The sequence below is a fragment of the Kribbella yunnanensis genome (genome assembly GCF_039529655.1).
Taxonomy (GTDB): Bacteria; Actinomycetota; Actinomycetes; order Propionibacteriales; family Kribbellaceae; genus Kribbella; species Kribbella yunnanensis.
The window spans coordinates 77,167-98,439 of the sequence record NZ_BAAANF010000029.1 but is presented as its reverse complement, the minus strand read 5'-3'; the positions used below and the strand labels follow the sequence as shown (position 1 = coordinate 98,439).

Annotated in this window: 15 protein-coding genes; 10 read left to right on the top strand and 5 right to left on the bottom strand. The window is 68.3% G+C overall.

The window, feature by feature from the left end; translation table 11 throughout:
- The first annotated feature begins 234 nt into the window (after positions 1–234).
- A complete protein-coding gene (locus ABD231_RS39415) occupies positions 235–2,298 on the top strand; it encodes a tetratricopeptide repeat protein (RefSeq protein WP_344164639.1) in 2,064 nt (687 codons plus the stop codon).
- Here the strand turns inward: ABD231_RS39415 and ABD231_RS39410 are convergent.
- The gene (locus ABD231_RS39410; protein ID WP_344164636.1) at positions 2,295–3,845 is read right to left on the bottom strand and encodes a hypothetical protein; all 1,551 of its coding nucleotides are present in this window, start codon (positions 3,843–3,845) and stop codon (positions 2,295–2,297) included. The genes ABD231_RS39415 and ABD231_RS39410 overlap by 4 nt on opposite strands.
- Before the next feature lie 57 nt (positions 3,846–3,902).
- Positions 3,903–4,352 carry a hypothetical protein gene (locus ABD231_RS39405; protein ID WP_344164633.1) on the bottom strand — a complete coding sequence of 150 codons (450 nt, stop codon included), beginning with the start codon at positions 4,350–4,352 and terminating at the stop codon, positions 3,903–3,905.
- Positions 4,353–4,525: 173 nt separating this feature from the next.
- On the opposite strand from ABD231_RS39405, the gene ABD231_RS39400 reads away from it, so the two are divergent.
- From ABD231_RS39400 to ABD231_RS39385, 4 genes are read left to right on the top strand one after another with little or no spacing between them, the layout of a single operon-like run.
- Positions 4,526–7,036, top strand: a complete 2,511-nt coding sequence (locus tag ABD231_RS39400; protein WP_344164630.1) for an AMP-binding protein — start codon at positions 4,526–4,528, stop codon at positions 7,034–7,036.
- Positions 7,015–8,040 carry an iron ABC transporter substrate-binding protein gene (locus tag ABD231_RS39395; protein WP_344164627.1) on the top strand — a complete coding sequence of 342 codons (1,026 nt, stop codon included), beginning with the start codon at positions 7,015–7,017 and terminating at the stop codon, positions 8,038–8,040. The genes ABD231_RS39400 and ABD231_RS39395 overlap by 22 nt, the downstream gene beginning before the upstream one ends.
- Complete coding sequence (locus ABD231_RS39390) at positions 8,024–9,616, top strand: ABC transporter permease (protein WP_344164625.1); 1,593 nt, start codon at positions 8,024–8,026, stop codon at positions 9,614–9,616. The genes ABD231_RS39395 and ABD231_RS39390 overlap by 17 nt, the downstream gene beginning before the upstream one ends.
- A complete protein-coding gene (locus ABD231_RS39385) occupies positions 9,613–10,692 on the top strand; it encodes an ABC transporter ATP-binding protein (protein WP_344164622.1) in 1,080 nt (359 codons plus the stop codon). The genes ABD231_RS39390 and ABD231_RS39385 overlap by 4 nt, the downstream gene beginning before the upstream one ends.
- 5 nt (positions 10,693–10,697) lie before the next feature.
- Here ABD231_RS39385 and ABD231_RS39380 read toward each other — a convergent pair whose 3' ends face one another.
- From ABD231_RS39380 to ABD231_RS39370, 3 genes are read right to left on the bottom strand one after another with little or no spacing between them, the layout of a single operon-like run.
- On the bottom strand, positions 10,698–11,159 hold the full coding sequence (locus tag ABD231_RS39380; RefSeq protein WP_344164619.1) for a hypothetical protein: 462 nt from the start codon (positions 11,157–11,159) through the stop codon (positions 10,698–10,700).
- On the bottom strand, positions 11,156–11,977 hold the full coding sequence (locus ABD231_RS39375) for an ABC transporter permease (protein WP_344164616.1): 822 nt from the start codon (positions 11,975–11,977) through the stop codon (positions 11,156–11,158). Before ABD231_RS39375 ends, ABD231_RS39380 begins: the two co-directional genes overlap by 4 nt.
- Positions 11,968–12,705: an ABC transporter ATP-binding protein gene (locus tag ABD231_RS39370; protein WP_344164613.1), complete on the bottom strand. Its 738-nt coding sequence runs from the start codon at positions 12,703–12,705 to the stop codon at positions 11,968–11,970. Before ABD231_RS39370 ends, ABD231_RS39375 begins: the two co-directional genes overlap by 10 nt.
- 103 nt (positions 12,706–12,808) lie before the next feature.
- On the opposite strand from ABD231_RS39370, the gene ABD231_RS39365 reads away from it, so the two are divergent.
- From ABD231_RS39365 to ABD231_RS39345, 5 genes are all read left to right on the top strand, one after another.
- Positions 12,809–13,486: a response regulator transcription factor gene (locus ABD231_RS39365; RefSeq protein ID WP_344164610.1), complete on the top strand. Its 678-nt coding sequence runs from the start codon at positions 12,809–12,811 to the stop codon at positions 13,484–13,486.
- Positions 13,487–13,498: 12 nt separating this feature from the next.
- Positions 13,499–14,806 carry a sensor histidine kinase gene (locus ABD231_RS39360; protein WP_344164607.1) on the top strand — a complete coding sequence of 436 codons (1,308 nt, stop codon included), beginning with the start codon at positions 13,499–13,501 and terminating at the stop codon, positions 14,804–14,806.
- A gap of 756 nt (positions 14,807–15,562) precedes the next feature.
- On the top strand, positions 15,563–16,864 hold the full coding sequence (locus ABD231_RS39355; protein ID WP_344164604.1) for a jacalin-like lectin: 1,302 nt from the start codon (positions 15,563–15,565) through the stop codon (positions 16,862–16,864).
- A gap of 23 nt (positions 16,865–16,887) precedes the next feature.
- The gene (locus tag ABD231_RS39350; RefSeq protein ID WP_344164601.1) at positions 16,888–18,549 is read left to right on the top strand and encodes a PHP domain-containing protein; all 1,662 of its coding nucleotides are present in this window, start codon (positions 16,888–16,890) and stop codon (positions 18,547–18,549) included.
- A 111-nt stretch (positions 18,550–18,660) separates the two neighbouring features.
- Positions 18,661–21,258: an RICIN domain-containing protein gene (locus ABD231_RS39345; protein WP_344164598.1), complete on the top strand. Its 2,598-nt coding sequence runs from the start codon at positions 18,661–18,663 to the stop codon at positions 21,256–21,258.
- The last annotated feature ends 15 nt before the right edge of the window (positions 21,259–21,273 follow it).

The following is a 21,273-nucleotide window of genomic DNA, read 5'->3' as shown; positions in this document are numbered from 1 at the left end:
CCCCGCAAGCCCACACGTCGCCGAACTCCTCGCCGTCGCCCGCCAAATCCTGACCGGCCTGATCAACGACCAGGTCGACCTCCTCGCCGACCTGCGCGAGCCCGTCGGCCGGCGCCGAAGGACAGGCTGACCGCCGGACCGAGGTATCTGTCGCTGGGTGTTCTAGAGTTGGCGGACAGCGATCGAGCGGGAGGACCACCGGGTGCTGACCAGCGTCTGCAGCGAGTTGTTGCCATGACTTCCGGCCCGCACGACAACAACCGACGATCAGCGCTTGACGAGCTAGGCCGGTTGCTGGCCGAGATGCCGACGACGCCATCGCTCGCGGTGTGGGCTGTCGAGGCACCGGTGCCCGGCTTCGTCAATCGGACCGAGCTGGTCGAGGAGATCAGCAGTCTCGCCAAGTCCGAGCGCCACGGGCCCGCCGTGGTCGCAATCCACGCGCGGGCCGGGACAGGCAAGACGGAGCTGCTTCGGCGCTGCGCGGCGACTCTGGACGACCTGTTCGACATCGCGATCTGGGTCGATCTCGGTGGCACGGTCAACCAGGGCAGGCTCGCCCCGGAGGACGTGCTGGGCGGCGTACTCGTGGATCTGTGGCAGGAGCCCGGTCAGATCCCGCATGACCTCCGCGGCCGGCACCGGCGATTCCTTGCGCTGACGGCAGGAAAGCGTGTCCTGGTCCTCGTCGACGGCGCGACCGATGCCGCACCGGTTCGGATGCTGGTCCCGAACTCTGCCCAGGCGCTGGTGATCGTGGCCGGCGAAGTCCGTCTCGACGAACTGGCTGGGGCGGTCGTACGCCCGCTGGTCGGTCTCGACGACATGCATGGCTTGGAACTCCTTGCCGCGCGCGTCGGCTCGGACCGGATCACCGCCGAAGAGGCAGCGGCGCGTCGTCTGGTCAAGCTCTGCGACGGTTCACCGCTCGGCCTGACCATCATCGCGAACCGCCTGAACAGCCGGCCGCGGCTCAGACTCGCTCAACTCGTCGAGGAGCTGGATTCGGCCCTGTTCGCGCAGCGAGCAGCGCGACCGTCGCTGCCCGGCACCTTGACCTCGATGACTGCCGTCTTCGATACCGCCTACCACTGGCTCGACGAGAACTCGGCCAGCCTGTACCGCACGCTCGGCCATGCCCCCTCCGACCAATGGCCGGCCGAGGTCATCGCCGCCGTACCCGGGATCGACACGGACGAGGCAGTTGGCGTCCTGACGCAACTCGATCTGCTGCACCCGGTCGACGGCGGCTACTCGATGCCGTCACTGGTCGGCCTGCACGCTTCCCAGGCCGCGCTCGCCGAGGACGAGCAGTCCCTTCGCGACTCCCGCCGTACGGCGATCATCGACGCTTGGCTCGCCCTGGTGCAGGCCGCCGACCGGGCGGTCACCGCCGAGCGATTCCGTGTCTCGCCAACGCCATCCACCGCGCCGACGACGCCGTACCGCACACCGGGCGAGGCGATGGACTGGTTCGATCAGTGGCATCGCGCGACCGTCGAGGTCATGCGTGAGGCAGCAGCGCAAGGCCTGAACGCACAGGTCTGGCAACTCTTCGAAGGATGCTGGCCGTTCTACAGCAGCCGTAGCTACTACCAGGAATGGCTGCAAGCCGGCGACCTGGCTGTCACCGCCGCGAAGCTCTGCCAAGACCCAGCCGCAGAGGCCAGGGTGCGTTGTCTGCGCAGCCGTGCCTGGATCGAACTTGAGCAGTACGACGACGCCGCAGCCGACATCAGGGACGCACTGGCACTGGCTCGGCCGACCGTCGACAAACCTCTCATTGCCTCGGTGCTCGACTTCGAGGGTCAGGTCCTGTACCGAAGCGGCGACCCACTCGCCGCCCTGCCACGTTTCGAGGAGGCACTTCGCCTCAGCGAGGAGCTCGGAGATCGACGGGGCATCGCCCTGCAATCCCAGTTCTGCGGCCGTTGCCTCACTCAGCTCAGCCGGTACGACGAAGCATTGACGATGCTCGACCGTGCACTCGATCTGATCCGGCCGTTCGCCGACGACCGAGCGGTTTCGCGGATCGAACTGAGCCGGGCCGAGACGCTGCGTGGGCTCGGTCGGTACGACGAGGCCCAGGCCTCGCTCCTTCAAGCCGTCGCAAGTGGAGCGGCACTGGGCAAGACCGACCTCGTCATTCCCCCGCTCGAACAACTCGCCGATGTCGCCCACGCGAACGGCGACCAGCACGCGGAACGCGAGTACCTGCGCCGGCTCCTGGACGTGCTCACCGACATCGGCGACGTCGACCGCGGCGACCAGGTCCAGGCCCGGATCGAGGCACTCTAGGTCAGCTGAAACCGCAGCCCGACCGGCGGCTCTTGAGCACCGATCCGGACCTCGACGTCACCGACCGCCGCCCGGTGCAGCCACACAGCACTCGCGACTACGACCTCAACAGCGCCGCCCGCGACTACACGCACCCGCCGGCCTTCTCGTTCGGTCCCGACGAAGCCGTCGAAGACGGCACGGCACCCTGGATACCGATCCAGCAAAGCAGCGGGTGAGTGATCCGAGGTAGTGACAATGGCCGACGCGTTCTGCAGGCTCACCTCGTCGGCGTCGTCGAACGCGATGAGATAGCGCGATCCGAGCGGCCGCCCCAGTGCAGCCAGCGCCGCCGGGAAACGGTCGACGCCGAGGAGGTTGTGGCCGGATGGTGTGACTTCGACATGGAAAGCGCGAACGTCGGCCGCTGCGGGTCGCCAATCAGGAAGCCGCAGGCGCACCGGCGCCACGGTGGGATCGAGGCGCAGTACGTCGTACAGCTTCTCCTGCAGGAGGTACAACGACCGACCGGGCGCCGCGAACACGTCCGCCGAGGTCTCCTGGAGCAAGCTGCGGTCGACTCCGCTGATCGCGTCGCGGATCTGCGCCGCCAACGGCTGCTGGCCGTCGAGCCACGGCACGCCGTGCGACAGCCGCCGTACGGCGGAATCGTCCGGCGTGCTGTCAGTATCGAACCCACCCATCAGCAGTGGGAGCCCGAGGCCGGCCGCGTACACCGAGAGCGATCCCTGATCACCGACCACGGCATCCGCCGCAGCGAGTCCGAGCTGCCAAGGACCAGTCGGCGGGATCAGAATCAGACCGCAAGTAGTGGCCGTGCGCAACCAATGCCGAACCTGCCAGGGACTGTACGCGGCCCAGATGTTCGGGTGCAGAACTACTGCCACCCGATACTCGTCCCACGGCAGCTCGGCCATCAGCTGCGCCGGCAAGGTCGGCCATCGCGCCAGCAGTGAGCTCGGGCCCCAGGTCGACGTCACCGTCACGAGCTTGTGACGCGGCTCGAGACCAAGGGCGCTGCGGGTTCGTTCCCGGCGGTCGCGAAGCTCGGTCATGGTGTCGAAGGCAGGATCACCGGCGACGAACGTGCGATCGGCCAGCTCCGGCACCAGGACACGCTGATTCTCGTGCGACAGCCCGATCCACTCGGGAACGACCTCACCTTCGTGCCACAAGGCGCTGCGCGTCAGACCAGCAAGCTCCTTGACTGCGTACGGCGAGTACTTCTGGAATCCAGCCCCATGCGGCAGAAGCACCAACGGCCCACGCAACTCGTGCAGATCATCATGGTCGCTGGCCGCGATCACCAGATCGAACTCCTCGGCGACCGCTTCCTGCCAATCGATCATCAGTACTCCGAGGCCCTCCAGCACAGCAGGCACCTCGGCACCGAACCTGGAACCACGGCTCACCACGAACACCAGCTGTACGCGCGGATCGTCGGCAAACACCCCGACGACCTCGAGGACCCGGTTCAGCGAAGTGACCGTCCGAGCGACCGCCAACACCCGGCGCTCCACCCGCACGGTCTCCCAGCGCCCACTCACCTCACACCAGCCAACGGGCGTCCGACGGACGAGCGGCACTGACGACCGGAGCGGCAGCTAGCCGCGCGGAGGTATGATCGGCTCGCTCTCGGCACGCAACGAACGATACCGGCCCGCGATCTCCAGACTCCGCCGTACTTGCACAACCAACCGATCCAGCGCCTCGGCCAGTGCGGCCCGGGCCTCAGCAACCGCCGGCCGCATCCTCAGGTCGACGGCGTCTGCCCGTCCCGGCGACGTCGTCTCCCGAATCTCAACGGTCATTCGGGCCAGCTCATCAGCAGCGTGCACGACTTCTCTCAACGAATCACCGACCTTCTCGTCGGCATAGAACGCAACCCGCCGCGCCGGCCGCTCGAGATCGGTCAGCAACACGTTCGGTTCGCCGGCCGTAGCAGGCCACACCGGCAGCCTCAGTAGCTCCCCAACAGCGTCCTCGACCTCGAAGACCGCCAACTGCAGCGCATCCCGATTGAGCCGCCGCCGCTCCGTCCGACGGTTCATCATCGACAACCACCATGGCACCAATGCCCCGAACGCCACTCCGGCAAGCCCGATCAGACTGCTACCCCACCACGGCGCCCCGGTCTCCATAGTCGGCAAAGACTATCTCGATCGGTGAAAACCGTCACGGTGCCGGGTTGTTGATGACTCAGGAATGCTTAGGTTAGCCTCACCTCGTGTTTCCGCCGCAAGCCCGGCCGTCCACCGGGGCTTTTCCGGTGTCCGCTGCTGCCGATACCGACCACCCTGCCCTCATCGATGGCGTCGGGATGCTGACCTATGCAGAGCTGACCGAGCGCGTCGATGCGCTGGCGGGCTGCCTGCCGGAGGTCCACACCGGGCGCCGGCTGGTGCATATTCCGCTCACGGCTCGGCGCGACGTGGTGCTTGGCTACCTCGCTGTGCTCCGGGCCGGGCACGTCGCGTTGGTCACCCCACCCGAGGACGCCCAGATCACGGCCGCCTACCCACCGGACGTCTGGCTGCGTGCTGACGGCACCTTCAGCGAAGGTGTCGAGGCACAGCATGAGTTGCACCCGGAGCTGGCGCTGTTGCTCAGCACGTCCGGCAGCACGGGCTCTCCCAAGCTGGTGCGACTGAGCCACAGCAACCTGGCCAGCAACGCGGACGCGATCGTGGCGGCGTTGTCCATCAGCCCGGCCGACCGGGCTGTCACGTCGCTTCCGTTGCACTACTGCTTCGGCCTCTCGGTGCTGCACGCCCAGTTGCGGGCCGGCGCTACGGCGGTGCTCTGGGATGGTTCGGTGACCGATTCGGCCTTTGCTGACGAGTTGCGCAGGTGCCGGGTCAGCTTGCTGCCGGCCACACCACATGTGGCCGATCTTCTCGACGTACAAGGGGTTCTCGACGAGCTGCCCTCGCTGCGCCTGCTCGCCCAGGCCGGCGGTGCGCTCCCCGCTGCGAGGGTCCGCGAGCTGGACGCGCGTGGTCGTGCGGGCGGGTGGGCGCTCGCGGTGATGTACGGACAGACCGAGGCGACCGCGCGGATGGCCGTTCTGCCGCCTGAGTTGGCCGGTGCGTACCCGGACGCCGTGGGCTGGCCGATCGCAGGTTCCGCTTTCCGACTGGACACGGCGGGTGTCGAGCAGGCCGACGGAGCGGTCGGAGAGCTGGTGTTCACCGGGCCCGGCGTGATGCTTGGGTACGCCGAACACCCCGACGACCTCGCACTCGGCCGGATGCAGACTGAGCTGCGAACCGGCGACCTGGCCACCATCGACGACGCCGGACTGGTCCGGATCGTGGGCCGACGCTCCGACCACGTCAAGATCATGGGGATCCGGATCGATCTCGGTCAGGTCGAGCGTGCGCTGCGCGCTGCGGGCCTGCACTGCTGTGTCACCGGCACCGATGATCAGCTGCAGGTCACCTACACCCCGTGCGGCCGGACGCCGAACGCGGTCCGGGACAGCGCCGCAGCGGCCTCCGGACTCGGCGCCTCGGTGGTCTCGGTACATGAAGTGCCCCAGCTGCCGATCCTGCCCAACGGCAAACCCGACCGGCGCGGCAGTGCCGCGTTGCACGAGCCAACGAGCGTGGCGAGCGATTCGGTGCTGAGCGTGCTCGCACCGCTGATCGGCCGTGGAGACATCGACCTCGATCGGTCGTTCGCGGAACTCGGCGGCGACTCGTTCAACCACGTCGCCGCGTCACTCGGCCTGACCCGACTGCTCGGCCACCTGCCCACCGACTGGCACCATCGACCGGTCCGCGAGCTGATCGATCTCGCGGCCCAGCGCGGTGCCGAGCCGAGACGGCGCGCTCTGACCCAGCGCGTCGAGACGACGGTGCTGCTGCGCGGCGCGGCCGTGATCACCATTTGCGGCAGCCATGTCGGGCTGTTCCGGCTCGCGGGTGGCGCGCACATCCTGCTCGCGGTGGCCGGGTTCCTGTTCGCCAGGTACGTCCTCAGTGCCCAGGAAACGACCGAGCGGGTACGTCGAACCATCCGCGGCGCGATCGGTATCGCCGTACCGTCGGTTGCTGTCGCCGCCGCGATGGTGTTCGGGTTCCAGTGGATCCATTGGTCGAGTCTGGCGTTCGTGCATTGGCTGGTGCGGCCCGGTGAGATCAACATCTTCTGGTTCGTGGAGGCGCTGCTCATCGCCTCCGCCGCCACCACCGCCGTACTGGCACTCCCCCGCGTGCGTGCCGCCTATGCGGCCGATCCGTGGCGGGCCGCGATGGCGGCGCTGGTGCTCCTGCTCATTCCCCGCTACGTGGTCCCCGCGCTGTTCGACGGCCCGGTGCGCGGTCTGCCCGGCACGGTCGCCTGGCTGTTCGTCGCGGGAATCGCGCTGGCAGTCGCCAGCACCTGGCAGCGACGCCTCGTCGCGGCAGGCGTCGCGGTGGCCGCCACGGTCGGCTTCTTCCCCGTCTGGGAGCGGACCCTGATCATCCAGGCAGGCCTTGTCCTGCTGGCCTTTGTGCCGACCGTGCCGGTGCCGCGACCGCTGGTCCGGCCACTCGGCGTGCTCGCGGCGGCGTCGTTGCACATCTATCTCGTACAGTTCCAGGTCTTTGCGTTCTTCGACTCCCCGGTCGCCAAGTTCACCGCCGCACTCGGCATCGGGCTCGTGTTCTGCCTCATCAGCACCGCTGTCTTGCGCCGGCTCCCTGCATTCTCCGAGAAAAGGACTGCCCAATGCGTCGTCGTACCTTCCTGACCGGCCTCGGGGCCCTCGGCACGATGGGCCTGGTGGGGTGCGGCTCCAAGTCCGGGGACGAGTACACCGCCGACCCGGGCTCGCTGCAGGTGTACTCCGCGCAGCACGAGAACCTCACGAAGGCCTGGGCCGAGGCCTTCACCAAGGCAACCGGGATCAAGGTGCAGGTCCGCAAGGGGTCCGACTCCTCGATGGGGCACCAGATCGTCGAGGAAGGCTCCGGCTCCCCCGCCGACGTCTTCCTCACCGAGAACAGCCCGGCCATGACGCTGGTCGAGCGGAACAAACTGCTCGCCCCGATCGAAGACGCGACCCGGGCCCAGGTCCCGGCCGGCCTCAGCCCGTCCTCGAAGGCCTGGATCTCGATCGCGGCCCGTTCCACGGTGCTGGTCTACAACCCTTCCAAACTGGCCGAGGCCGAACTGCCCAAGTCCCTGCTGGACCTGCAGAAGCCGGAATGGAAGGACCGCTGGGCCTGCGCGCCGGGCGGTGCCGACTTCCAGGCCATCGTGGCCGGAATGCTCGCGGGCCAGGGCGCGCAGAAGACGAAGGACTGGCTGGACGGCCTCAAGAACAACGCCCGGCCGCTGCAGAACAACATCGCCACGATGAAGTCCGTCAACGCCGGCGAGATCCCGTGCGGCGTGATCTACCACTACTACTGGTACCGCGACCAGGCCGGAACCAAGGAGGGCAGCGGCAACACCAAGCTGCACTACTTCAAGCACCAGGACCCGGGAGCCTTCGTCTCACTGTCGGGCGGCGCGGTGCTGGCCGGTGCGAAGAAGCCCGACGAAGCGCGCAAGTTCCTGCGGTACATCACCAGCCCGGCCGGGCAGAAGGTTCTCGTCGACTCGCAGTCGATGGAGTACGCGGTCGGCATCGGGGTCTCCTCGGCACCTGCGCTGCCGCCACTCAGCACCCTGCAGGCGCCTCCGGTCGACCCCTTCACCTTGAACTCCGACGAGGTCAGCAGATTGATGACGGATGCCGGCATTCTCTGACCTCCAAGCCGAACCGACCACGCCGTACGACGAAGCGCCGGCCGTGCAGGCCCACCGGTCCGTGCGGGCGCCGTGGCTCGTGATCGGCGCGGCTCTGCTCGTCGCCGTACTGGTCGTGTCGCCTTTGCTGGTCGTCTTCGGTCAAGCGGCAGCCGCGGGCACAGCTGAGGCGGCGCGCCTGTTGATTCGGCCGCGGACCGCGGAACTTCTCCGAAACACCCTGGTCCTGGTGGCACTCGTCGTACCGGCGACCGTCGTCCTCGGATGTGGCGCGGCCTGGCTGGTCGAGCGGACCACGTTGCCCGCGCCCGGAGTTTGGCGCACCTTGCTGCTGATGCCGCTGGCGATCCCGGCCTTCGTGAGCAGCTATGCGTGGACCTCGGTGCTGCCGTCGGTCCAAGGGCTCAGCGGCGCCGTCTTCGTCACCACGCTCGCGTACTACCCATTCGTCTTCCTCCCAGCGGCCGCCCTGCTGCGCGCGCTGGATCAAGGACACCTTGATGCCGCGCGCTCACTGGGTGCATCGGGACTGACCGCACTGCTCCGCGTTGTGCTGCCGCAGCAGCGTCCGGCCATCGCCGGTGGTGCACTGCTGGTCGCGCTGCATCTGCTCGCCGAGTTCGGCGTGCTGCAGATGATGCGGTACCCGACATTCACGACGGCGATCCTGCAGCAATTCGCCGTCGGGTTCAGCAACGCCGCCGGCAGCCTGCTCGCGGCGGTCCTCGTCCTGCTCTGCTTGGCTCTGCTCGCGGCCGAGGTGCCGCTGCGCGGCCGGAGGCGGATCGCCCGGCTCGGGTCCGGAGCCCGGCAGCGGCCCGTCGCCCACCGGCTCGGCCCGTGGTCGGTCCCGGCGCTCGGCGCGCTCGCAGTTCTGGTCGGTCTCGCCGTCATGGTGCCCGCCGTGATCGTGCTGCGCTGGCTCGAGCGCGCAATCGCCGAGAGCGCCGTGGATCTCGGATCGTTGCTCGCGGCAACCGGATCGAGTGTCGGGCTGGCCTTGCTCGCCGGACTGGCGACAACACTCGCCGCGCTGCCCGGAGCCTGGCTGCTGCATCGCTACCCGTCCCGGCTCGCCCTGGGCCTGGAACGCGTGACGTACGTCGCCAGCGCGCTCCCCGGCGTGGTGATCGGCCTTGCCCTGGTGACGCTTGCGGTGAACTGGGCCCGGCCTGTCTACCAGACCGCCGCGCTCGCCGTCGCGGCGTACACGATCCTGTTCCTGCCCCGAGCGATGGTGGCCTGGCGATCCGGCCTGGCCGCGGCACCAACCGAGCTGATCGAGGCGTCGCGTTCGCTCGGCGTACCGGGGCCCGGTACCTTTGCGCGCGTGGTGCTGCCGCTCGTCCTCCCGTCTGCCCTAACCGGCTTCGTCCTCGTGTTCCTCGCGACTGTCACCGAACTGACCGCGACGCTGCTGCTCGCCCCGACCGGGACCGAGACGCTCGCGACGGCGTTCTGGTCGGCGAGCGATGAGCTCGACTACGTCGCGAGCGCACCGTACGCCGCAGCGATGATCGCCCTGTCCGCCCCGCTCACCGTGCTGCTGCGCCGTCAGATCCTGGACCAGCGATGACCAGCGCCGGCATCACGATCAGCGACCTCACCGTCGGGTACGGCGGCCCGCCCGTCCTCGACGGCGTCAGCCTGCAGGTCCGCCCCGGCGGCACCCTCGCCGTACTCGGACCGTCAGGCAGCGGCAAGACGACACTGCTCCGCGCGCTGGCGGGATTCGTCCGGCCGGCCACCGGCCGGATCGAGATCGGCGACAAGCTCCTCACCGACGGGCAGGTGCTCGTCGCACCCGAACGACGCGGAGTCGGCTACGTCCGCCAGGACGGCGCGTTGTTCCCACACCTCGATGTCACCGGCAACATTCTCTTCGGACTCACCCGGTCCGAACGCCGCCGCGCCACCCAGGTCGGCCCGCTGCTCGAACTCGTCGGCCTGTCCCCAGACCTGGCCAAGCGCCGACCGGACGAACTGTCCGGCGGCCAGCAACAACGCGTCGCACTGGCCCGCGCGCTCGCCCGCGAACCCGCCGTCGTACTCCTCGACGAACCGTTCTCATCCCTCGACACCGCGCTGCGCGCTGCCACCCGTGAGGCCACGCTCACCGCCCTCCGCGAACGCGGCGCCACCACCGTCCTGGTCACCCACGACCAAGCCGAAGCGCTGTCCTTCGCGGACCAGGTGGCCGTCATGCTCAACGGCCGGTTCGCCCAGATCGGCAGCCCGGAAGAGGTCTACGACGCCCCGGTCACAGCCGAGGTCGGCGCATTCCTCGGCGACATCATGCTGCTGCCCGGATGCGCCGACGGCCGAATCGTCGACTGCGTCCTGGGCAAACTCGATCTCGCCGAACCCAGCACCGGCGAGGTACTGGTCATGGTCCGGCCCGAGCAACTCACTCTCGGGACCCCGTCAGGCCTGACCGCACGGGTCGTCTCGGCCGCCTACCACGGCCCGGACGCCATGCTCCGCCTCGACCTGACCGACACCGCAACCCGCCTGGTGGCCCGGGTACCGGGCCACAACGCACCCCACCCCGGCGACCTGGTCGGCATCGCCGTACCAGGCCCGGTCCGCTCATTCCCCAAACCCGGCCTCCTTCGACCTCAGCACGCTGCGGATGAGAATCCTCAAGCCTAGTTGGGCTATCTCACTCGCCACAGGCGTGATCCCAGCGCCGCGAGGCCGAGGAGCGTGGGGATCGCCAGTGCGACTGGCAGGGCCCCGCGGGTGTCCAGGCTCTGCCGCTTGGCCACCGTCACGTGGACAGGCGAACTGACGGTCAGCGGCCCGCTCTTCGGGATCACTACGACGTACACGGCGAAACGGCCGCTGTTGACTGCCTGGAACTCCCAGTCGAGTTGTGCCCGCGACTCGGCGGGTACCGGTTGGGTGACGTCCTGCGTCCAGTCCTCCAGGTCGACGTACACGCCGTCCAGGCTGGTCACGTTGAGGTGCGCGATCGACCCGGCCGGTGCACTGATCCGGGACTCCAGCATCAGTTTCTGGCCGGTGACGGCGCTGAGCTGATCCGGGTTCATCGTGATCACGGGTGCCGGCGGCACCGCGAGCATCAGCACGGAAGCGAGCAGAGCCAGCGGGATCATGTCGAACTCACTCCTGCGTTCAGCTTGATGATGTTCGGGCCGGTGACGATCAGGACCGCACAAACGGCCGCAGCGAGCATGGCCGGCGAGGTCAGGTAGCTGAGGTCTTGGGTCCAGCTGCGGTGCTGGACCAGGACCTGAGAGATGTAGTGCAGAGCGGATCCGATCGGATTGGCCCGGGTCAGCAGCTCACCGATGCCGGTCTTCGGTAGCGCCGGTATCTGGGTCGGAGCGAACAAGCTCAGCAACACCAGCAGGCTGATCGCCAGGCTCGTCTTGTTCGAGTTAGCGCCGGCGCTGATCAGCAGACCGAGGCCGCCCAGCCCCAGCGCCACCAGGGTGCCGACACCAAGCGCCAGTACTGCAGCGGTTCTCGCAACGGCGACCCCACGCCCCAGGACCCACAGGTAGGGAACAGCGACGGCCAGACACGCCAGCCACAATGTCATGGCCGCGGCCAACTTGCCGGCCACGATGTCGCGCCTGCCCACCGGGGTGAGCAGCAGGGCCTCGAGCGTGCCGCGTTCGCGCTCACCGCTGATCGCGTCGGCGCTGACCAGCAGGGTGAGCAAGACGCCGACGGACAGCGCCACCTGCAGCGTGAGGTTGACGGCCTCTCGTTGTTCGAGGAAGTTCATCGCCCGGTTGGTAGCTGCCAGATACGTCATCGCACTGAGCAGGACGCTGAAGGCGAACAAGAGCAGCGGCCCGCGTCCGCCAACCCACAGATCGCGGCACTCCTGGCCGGCGACAACCCGCCAGTTCCCCGACCGGCTTCGGATCTCGCTGACGGGCGCCTTGCTGGTGGTCAAAGCCATGGCTGACCCTCCTCGGTGAGGCTGAGGAACGCATCGCTCAGCCCGGTGGTCCCCGCGGTAGCAACGACATCGGAAACGGTGCCTTCGGCAAGCAGTCTTCCGCGGTGCAGGATCAGCAGGCTGGTGCAGATCTGCTCGACCTCGGTCAGGGTATGAGTGGACAGCACAACGGTCGCGCCGCGCGTGCGCGCGATGTCCCGGACGGTCACCAGTACTTCGCGCTGACCGGCCGGGTCGAGGCCGAGCGTCGGCTCGTCGAGGAAGACCACCTCTGGATCGTTGACCAGGGCCCGGGCGATCCCGAGTCGTTGCCGCATCCCCCGGCTGTACGTCGAGATCCGCGATCCGGCCCGATCACTCAGGCCCACGTCAGCGAGCAGCCGGTCCGAGACGGTCGCGGCCTCGCTCCGTCGGAGCCCGAACAGGCGGGCCGAGTAGCGCAAGTACTCCCGGCCCGTCTGCCGTCCCGGGTAGCCCGCGCTCTCGGGAAGGACGCCGATCCGTTCGCGGATCGCGCGCTGGCGATCGCCGGGGACGCCAGCGACGGAAAACGAACCTCCGCTGGGCCGCAGGATCGTGGTCAACAGCCTGATCGTCGTCGTCTTGCCTGCCCCGTTGGGCCCGAGTAGACCGATGATGTCACCCTGCCGGGCAGTGAAGCTCAGCTCGTCCACGGCGGTCCGCGCGCCGTACCGCTTGCTCAGACGGACTACCTCGAGACTCGACATGGCCCGACGGTAGGACTTCGGTCCTGAACCCTGCCTGAACGCCTCATTCAGCCGCCGTTCAGTCAGAATGAATCAGAATCACCTCCAAGGAGGAGGTACCCGAATGCGGGCGTTGGTGGTCGAGGACGAGCTCCGGCTGGCCGCAGGTCTACGGACCGGACTCCAGGCCGAGGGCTTCGCCGTCGACCTCGCGCTGACCGGTACGGACGGGCTCTGGCTCGCCCGTGAGCACAGCTACGACGTGCTGGTGCTCGACCTGATGCTCCCGGAGATCGATGGTTTCGAGATCTGCGCCCGGTTGCGGAGCGAGAAGATCTGGACACCGATCCTGATCCTGACGGCCAGAGACGCTGACACCGACCAGATCAAGGCCCTCGACATCGGCGCCGACGACTACCTGACCAAACCCTTCGCGTACGCCGTACTGGTCGCGAGGTTGCGCGCCCTGGTCCGGCGCGGCGCCGCCGAACGCCCGGCCGTGATCGGCGCCGGCGATCTCCGGCTCGATCCGGCCGCCCGGCGGGCCTGGCGCGGCGACGCCGAGCTGGAGCTGACGGCGCGGGAACTTTCGCTGCTCGAGTTCCTGATCCGGTCGCAGGGGGTGGTCGTTTCGAAGCGGACCATCCTCGACCATGTCTGGGACTACGACTTCGAGGGCGACCCAAACATCGTCGAGGTCTATGTCCGGCGGCTGCGCAACAAGCTCGACCGGCCGTACGGGAGATCCTCCATCGTGACCCTGCGCGGCTCGGGATATCGGCTGACGGCCGATGACGACTAGCGAGCCGGTGCGATGACGGTCCGCGTGCGCGTCACGCTGGCCGCCGTACTGGTGGTCGGTCTGGCGCTGGTTGCCGGGGCGTTCGTGCTTGTCGCCCTGCTCGGGTCGGTGCTGACCGATCAGGTCTGTGCCGATGCCAGCGAGCGAGCAGCCCAGCTTGCGTCTGGTTCGGCCGGACTTCCCGGTACGGCGGGCAACTCGCGACCGAGTGAGCTGGTTCAGTGGGTGGATCGCTCCGGTGCCGTCGTCGGTGCGCCCGGTGATCTCAAACTGGCCGACCCCGGAAATCGTTGCGTAGCAATCGAACCTCCGGGCTTCCACGACGACTTCGTCTTCGCGGCGGCCGCCGTACAGTCGGGCGACGCTTCGGGGCCGGTTCAAGTGATCGTGGGTAGACCGCTGGTCGACGTACTGGACTCGACCAACTTCGTCACCCGGGTGTTGCTGGTCGGCCTGCCGTTGATGCTCCTGATCGTCGGTGGCGTCACCTGGGTGGTGGCCGGCCAGACCCTCGCACCGGTGGCCGCGATCCGGCGCGAGGTCGACGAGATCTCCGCCACCGAGCTGCACCGGCGCGTCCCGTCGGTGCACACCAGAGACGAGGTCGGCCGGCTGGCCGCGACGATGAACCGGATGCTCGACCGCCTGGAGCGAGCCCAGGACGGCCAACGACGATTCGTCTCCGACGCGTCCCACGAACTTCGCTCGCCGATTGCGTCGATCCGCCAGCACGTCGAGGTAGCACTGGCCCACCCCGACCGGTCGACCCTCGCAGATCTGGCCGGGACAGTGCGCGCCGAGAGTCTCCGGATCCAGCGCCTGGTCGACGACCTCCTGCTGCTTGCCCGCGCCGACGAGCAGAATCTTCCAGTGCACAAGGCCCCAGTCGATCTGGACGACCTGCTGTTCGACGAGGCACAGCGGTTGCGCACGGCAACGACACTCACGATCGACAGCACGGCCGTGTCAGCAGGTCAGGTGATGGGCGACGAAGCGTCATTGCGGCGAATGATTCTCAACCTCGGTGAGAACGCCGCCCGGTACGCAACGAGCCGGATCCGCCTTGCCCTCCAAGCAGATGGCGCCGAGGTGGTACTCACGGTCGCCGACGACGGGCCGGGAATCCCACCGCCGGACCGCGACCGCGTCTTCGAGCGCTTCGTCCGGCTCGCCAACGCCCGCCAACGAGACGACGGCGGCACCGGCCTCGGCCTAGCCATCGTCGCCGAAGTCGCACACATGCACCACGGCACGGTCCAGGTCCACGAAACCCCCGCCGGCGGCGCCACCATCGCCGTACGCCTACCTGCAGTCTCCTGACAACCTGCCACGGCGGCCGACCGGCCTGGCTGGGTGCCCGGGCGGTGTGGTCGGCGAGTGTGGGCAGTGGGCGGTCGAGTGCGGCCTCCGTGTCGTTGTCCATCGTTTACCGACGGCCTTCTCCTCGCAGTCGAGGCGGGGCTGCCTGTGTGATGCGTCGACCGAAGCCACCGTGGCGCGGATGATTCGGTGAGCGGGCGGCGGACCGCCAGCACTCACCAACTCCGCGGAGCCTGCTTGATTCACGCTCAGCACACCCTCCCCGGACGCCCCAGGAACGAGTTGGTGAGTGGCACAGGTCCGCCGCAGGCAGCGTTATGGAGTTCGATCACGCAGATCCGGCTCGAGGTCGAGGCGTGTGGTTACGGTGCGTGTTCGGCCTCGGACACACAGAATCACCAGGATCCGCGAGCGCTCCAGCGCCTCCCGAAGCCTTCTTCATTGGTACGGCGCGCCCCCGCTCCGGGCACGCCCGCTCCTGCGGCGCGGACACGCGGCGTGCTGTACTGGGTTGCCGTGGCCGGCCGAGAGTGCGCGGCAACATAGTTGACGGCGCCTGTGACGCTGCCCACAGCGGTCACCAAGAGACAGACGCGGCTCGCCATGGCCCCTTCCCTCCCTCCCCGGTGGGCGACAAGTCATCCAGCGATTCGGAAATGTAGCGTTCACCCGACCGGCCATTGTGCAGCCAGGCAACGGAAGTTAGCGTGAACATCTCCGCCCTTCCATGCAGTGTGAGCCCTGGGGAAACCACTCATGCGCAGATCGATCCTTGCCGTCCTGACAACCGTCGTCCTGACCGCGGCCGGTGTCACCGCCACTGCTCCGGTGGCCGAGGCTGCGGTGAATTCGTTTTCGGTTCTGACCTACAACGTGGCTGGGTTGCCTGACGGGATCTCGTCGGGTGATCCGGAGACGAACACTCCCCTGATCAGTCCGCGGCTGGCCGAGTACGACGTGGTGACTGTGCAGGAGGACTTCAACTACCACGCCGCGCTCTACGCGGGTGACAATCATCCCTACCGTACGGCGACCAGTGGCGGCGTCCCTTTCGGGGACGGGCTCAACACCTTGTCGCGGTTCCCGTTCGACGACTTCGACCGGGTCAAGTGGTCGAAGTGCAACGGCACGGACTGTCTGACTCCCAAGGGATTCAGCCTCAACCGGATCCGGCTGGCCGAGGGGGTGTACGTCGATCTCTACAACCTGCACCCGAATGCGGGGACCGAGCCGGCCGACCTGGTGGCCCGCCGGGCCAACATCACGCAGCTCACCCAGTTCATCGCCGCCAACTCGGCCGGCAACGCGGTGATCGTGATGGGTGACACCAACACTCGGTACACCAGGACCGAGGACAACATCCGCGAGCTCGTCAGCGGCGCCGGCCTGACCGACGCGTGGGTTCAGCTTGTCCGCGGCGGCCAGGCTCCGCCGCTCGGAAGTCCCCCGCTGGTGTGCGACCCGAACGCGGTGACCAACTCCTGTGAGGTGGTCGACAAGGTTCTCTACCGCGGCAACAGGTTCATCAACCTCACCGCGACCCAGTACAACAACGAGAATCAGAAGTTCCTCGACAGCGCCGGCAAGCCGTTGTCGGACCACTATCCGCACCTGGTGCGCTTCAACTGGTCCCTCAACGACCAGCTCCGGATGAGCGACCAGTACGGCGGCCCGCACGGAACGCCGTTCACCGACGTGGATCGCGTCGCCGGTGTTCGATCCGTGCAGCTGAGTGGCGGCGCGCGCCTGGACCGGGTCGGGCTGACGCTGGCGAACGGGACCGTCCTGAGCCACGGCGGCAGCGGCGGGACGCCGGTCGAACTAACGCTCGCCCCGAACGAACGCATCGTCCGGATCACCTTGACGCAGGGCAAGTACAACCAGCGCACCCGGCTCTTCTCGGCGGCCATCCTCACCAGCACCGGCCGCACTCTGTCGGCCGGCACTCCGACCAGCGACTCGGTCACCTACACAGCTCCGGCCGGATGGCAGATCACCGGTTTCACCGGACGATCCGGTGACGGAGTGGACAAACTCGGCGTGATCTACCAGCCCTGACGGGCGAAAGGGCACCTATCCAGATGACTGACACGACCGATTCCCGCGCAGCGACCGGTAGTCCACGGCGGACCTTCCTGCGCGGCGCGGGACTCACAAGTGCCGGTGTGGCCGCAGCAAGTTTGCTCGGCACACCGGCCGAGGCGGCGCCGCGCGAGGCCGGCCGCCGGCCGCGACGCGGTGGCTACCTCTGGCTGGCCGGTGACCATCACCTGCACAGCCAGTACAGCAACGACGCCATGTTCCGGGTCGACGACCAGGTCCAGCGCGCGATCGATCACGGCCTCGACTGGATGGTGATCACCGATCACGGCAACGCGGCCTTCTCGTCGTACAGCGTGCCGATGCTCGCCGCCGACGTCCGGGCGGCGCGCAAGGCCAATCTCGACGACATCCTGGTCTTCCTCGGCATGGAGTGGAACATGCCCGGCGCCGAGCACGCCACCTTGATGCTTGCCCCGGGCAAGGACGAGGCCGCGTTCCTGAACCAGTTCGTCAGCAAGTACGACGCTCGCGTCACGAACAGCCGAGACGGAACTCCGGCCAACGAGGCCCTGGCGATCGAAGCCATCAAGTTCCTGTACGGCGGCGTGCGCGACGGGCGGATCCCGGACGCCCTCGTGCTGGCGAACCACCCGTGCCGCCTCGGCATCGACTCGCCCCACGAGCTTCGCGCCTGGCGCGACGCCGCTCCCGGCATCGTCCTCGGCATGGAAGGCGCGCCCGGTCACCAGGCCGCCGGGCTCCCGGCTCCCGGAATGGGGCGCGGCCGCGGCCTGTACGACAGCGCGCCCAGCACCTACTCGTTCCCAGGCCTCCCCAAGGAGGCGTACCGCACCCACGGTGGCTTCGACTGGATGACGGCGACGGTCGGTGGCGTCTGGGACTCACTGCTCGCGGAGGGCAAACCGTTCTGGATCACCGTCAGCTCCGACGGCCATCAGGCCTGCGGCGACTGGGTGCGGAACCCGGTGGACCCACTCGACCAGAGCTCCTACGACACCACGCCGTACGACGAGAGCGGCCGCACCTTCATGACCACCGGCAAGTTCCCCGACCCGGTCGGTGTCGGCCGGCCGGTCACGACGTACAGCGGCTTCCCGCCCGGCGCCTACTCCAAGACCTGGGTCGGGGCGACCGGTCGCGGGCATCGCGAGGTGATGAACGGGATCCGCGCCGGCCGGATCTGGGCGTGCCACGGCGACCTCATCTCCGGTCTCGACGTCCGCCTGCGCTCCATCAGCACCGGCCAGGAGGCCCCGCTCGGCGGAAGGATCAGCGCCAGGCGCGGGTCCTCGGTCCGGTTGTCCGTCGAGATCGAGCTCACCGAAGGCGGCAACTACGCACAACTCCATCCGGCCCTGGCCCGCGTCGACCTCATCATGGGCACCGTGACCGGCCCGGTGACCGACCCCGACACCATGACCGCGCCCGGCGCGCGCGTCATCAAGTCCTGGGACGTCACCCAGACCGGCGGCACCCTGACGCTGTCCCACACCGTCGAGGTCGACGGGCCTTGCTACTTCCGGCTCCGCGGTACCGATGGCAAACGCAACGCACCCGGCCCGTACGGCGCCTCTGTCGACCCCGCCGGACCGGTCATGGACGTCCTCGGCAACGCCAACCCCTGGGAAGACCTCTGGTTCTACGCCAACCCCATCTTCGTCGACACTCGAAGGGGTTAGTTCCCGCGGCAACCTTTTGCAGTGCCTGTGACCACTAAGGGGCGGATCGGGCCGCTCCGGCGTCTGGATCCGTCTTCCTCCGGTGAATGACAGGCAAGGAGTACATCCCCCATGGACAACCCCACGCGCCGCGGGCGTTACCGCGGCCGCTGGACCGCCGCTGGTCTGCTGGTCGGCGTGCCCGCCATCGTCGTGCCGTGCCTCCTGTTCGCGCAGCAGGACTCGCAGGCCGCGACGATTGATGGCAACGCCTACTATCAGCTGGTTTCCGTGCGCAGCGGCAAGGTGCTCGACGTCAACGGCTTCTCCACCGCCGACGGCGCCCGTATCCAGCAGTGGACCGACCAGCACACCGCCAACCAGCAGTGGAAGCTGAGGTCCACCGGGAGCGGCTACTACGAGCTGGTGAACCGCAACAGCGGCAAAGTGCTTGGCATAGCGGGCGATTCGACCGCCAACGCGGCGGCCGCCGAGCAGCAGACTGACAGCTCCTCCACCGCCCAGGAGTGGAAGCTCAGTGAGGTGAGCGGTTCTGACGCCGTCACCTTCACCTCCCACAAGAGCGGCCAGCTTCTGGACGTCTTCGGAAACTCCACCGCGGAGGGCGCTGCAGTCATCCAGTTTCCCGGTACGGGCGGCACCAACCAGCAATGGAAGCTGGTGAAGTCGGAGACGACCAGCTCCGGACCGTACGCGTGGAAGAACGCACCGGTGGTGGGCGGCGGATACGTCACCGGTCTGGTGTTCAACCCGCGCGAGAAGGGTCTCCTGTACGCGCGCACGGACATGGGCGGCGCCTACCGCTGGGACACCGCGGCCGAGCAGTGGATCCCGCTGACCGACTGGGCCGGCGAGCAGGACTGGAACCTGCTGGGCATCGATGCGGTAGCCACCGACCCCGTCGATCCCAACCGGCTCTACCTCGCGGCGGGCACCTACACCAACGACTGGGCCGGCAACGGCGCGATCCTGCGCTCCACCGACCGGGGCCGCACCTTCCAGCGCACCAATCTGCCCTTCAAACTGGGCGCCAACGAGCCCGGCCGCGGGGCGGGCGAACGGGTCGCGATCAACCCCGCGGACCACGGCACCCTGCTGCTGGGCACCCGCAAGAACGGCCTGTGGCGCAGCACCGACTACGGCGCGACCTGGAGTCAGGTCTCCTCGTTCCCCGTCAAGGACGGGGCGAGCAGCGGAGCGGGCATCTCCTTCGTGACGTACGGGGCGACCGGCAGCAACACGGTCTACGTCGGCGTCAACGACAACGCCACCTCCCTGTACCGCTCCACCGACGGCGGCAACAGCTGGCAGGCAGTTTCCGGGCAGCCCACTGGCCAGGTGCCGCAGCACGGTGTGGTCTCCGGTGACGGGTCGCTGTACCTGACGTACAGCAACAGCATCGGCCCGATGGACGCGACGGCGGGTTCGGTGTGGAAGTACAGCGGCGTGTGGAAGAACATCTCGCCCTCGCAGGGTGGATACGGATTCTCCGGTCTGGCCGTCGACGCGCAGAAGCCGTCCACGGTGATGGTCACCACCCTGGACCGGTGGTGGCCCGAGGACGAGGTCTACCGGACCACTGACGGCGGCACGACCTGGAAGGCGCTGGCGGACAAGTCGCAGCGCGATGCCGCCGGCGCTCCGTACGTCGGCAGCGGCACCGGGCACTGGATGACCGCGCTGGCCATCGATCCCTTCGACTCCGGGCACGTGCTGTACGGCACCGGCAACGGCATCTGGCGCAGCAAGGATGCCAACGCCTCCGACAGCGGAGGCACCAGCCACTGGGCTTCTGGGGCGCGGGGGCTGGAGGAGACCTCGCTCGCGGACGCGATCGCCCCTCCCGGCGGCGCCACCGTCATCACCGCCATGGGCGACCAAGGCGGCTTCCGCCACGACTCCCTGACCGAGGTGCCCGCCGGACGGCTGAAGAACCCGCTGATGAGCAGCAGCACCGACATCGACTTCGCCCAGTCGGCGCCCGCGCTGATGGTCCGCGTCGGCACTGGCGGCGCGCAGGACGGCGCCTACTCCACCGACGGAGGCAGCAGCTGGAACGGCTTCACGGCAGAACCGGTGGGCAGCGCGAACAGCGGCCATGTGGCGCTCGCGGCGGACGGCTCCACCATCGTCTGGACAGAGGCCGACCAGGCCCCGTACCGCTCGACCGACAAGGGAGCAAGCTGGTCGAAGGTCAGCGGCCTGGGCACCGACGCCGTGGTCGTCGCCGACCGTTCCACGGCGAACACCTTCTACTCCCTCACGGGCGGCACGCTCTACGCCAGCACCGACAGCGGCGCGACGTTCACCACCCGCGCAACCAACCTGCCAGCCGGCCGACTGACCGCCGTACCGGGCATCGCAGGTGACCTGTGGATCTCCGGCGGCGGCAAGGGGCTGCTGCACTCCACCGACGGGGGTCGCACATTCACCACACTCACCTCGGTGCAGTCCGCCTCCGCCCTCGGCTTCGGCAAGGCCGCGCCGGGCACCACCTACCAGGCCCTGTACCTGATCGGCACCGTCAAGGATGTCACCGGGGTCTTCCGCTCCACCGACAAGGGCGCCACCTGGGTCCGCATCAACGATGACGCCCATCAGTGGGGCAGCATCGGCGGAGTCGGCGTCATCACCGGCGACCCCGACACCTACGGCCGCGTCTACATCGGCACCAACGGACGCGGTCTACAGTACGGCGACCCGTCCTGACCTACACCCAGTGAG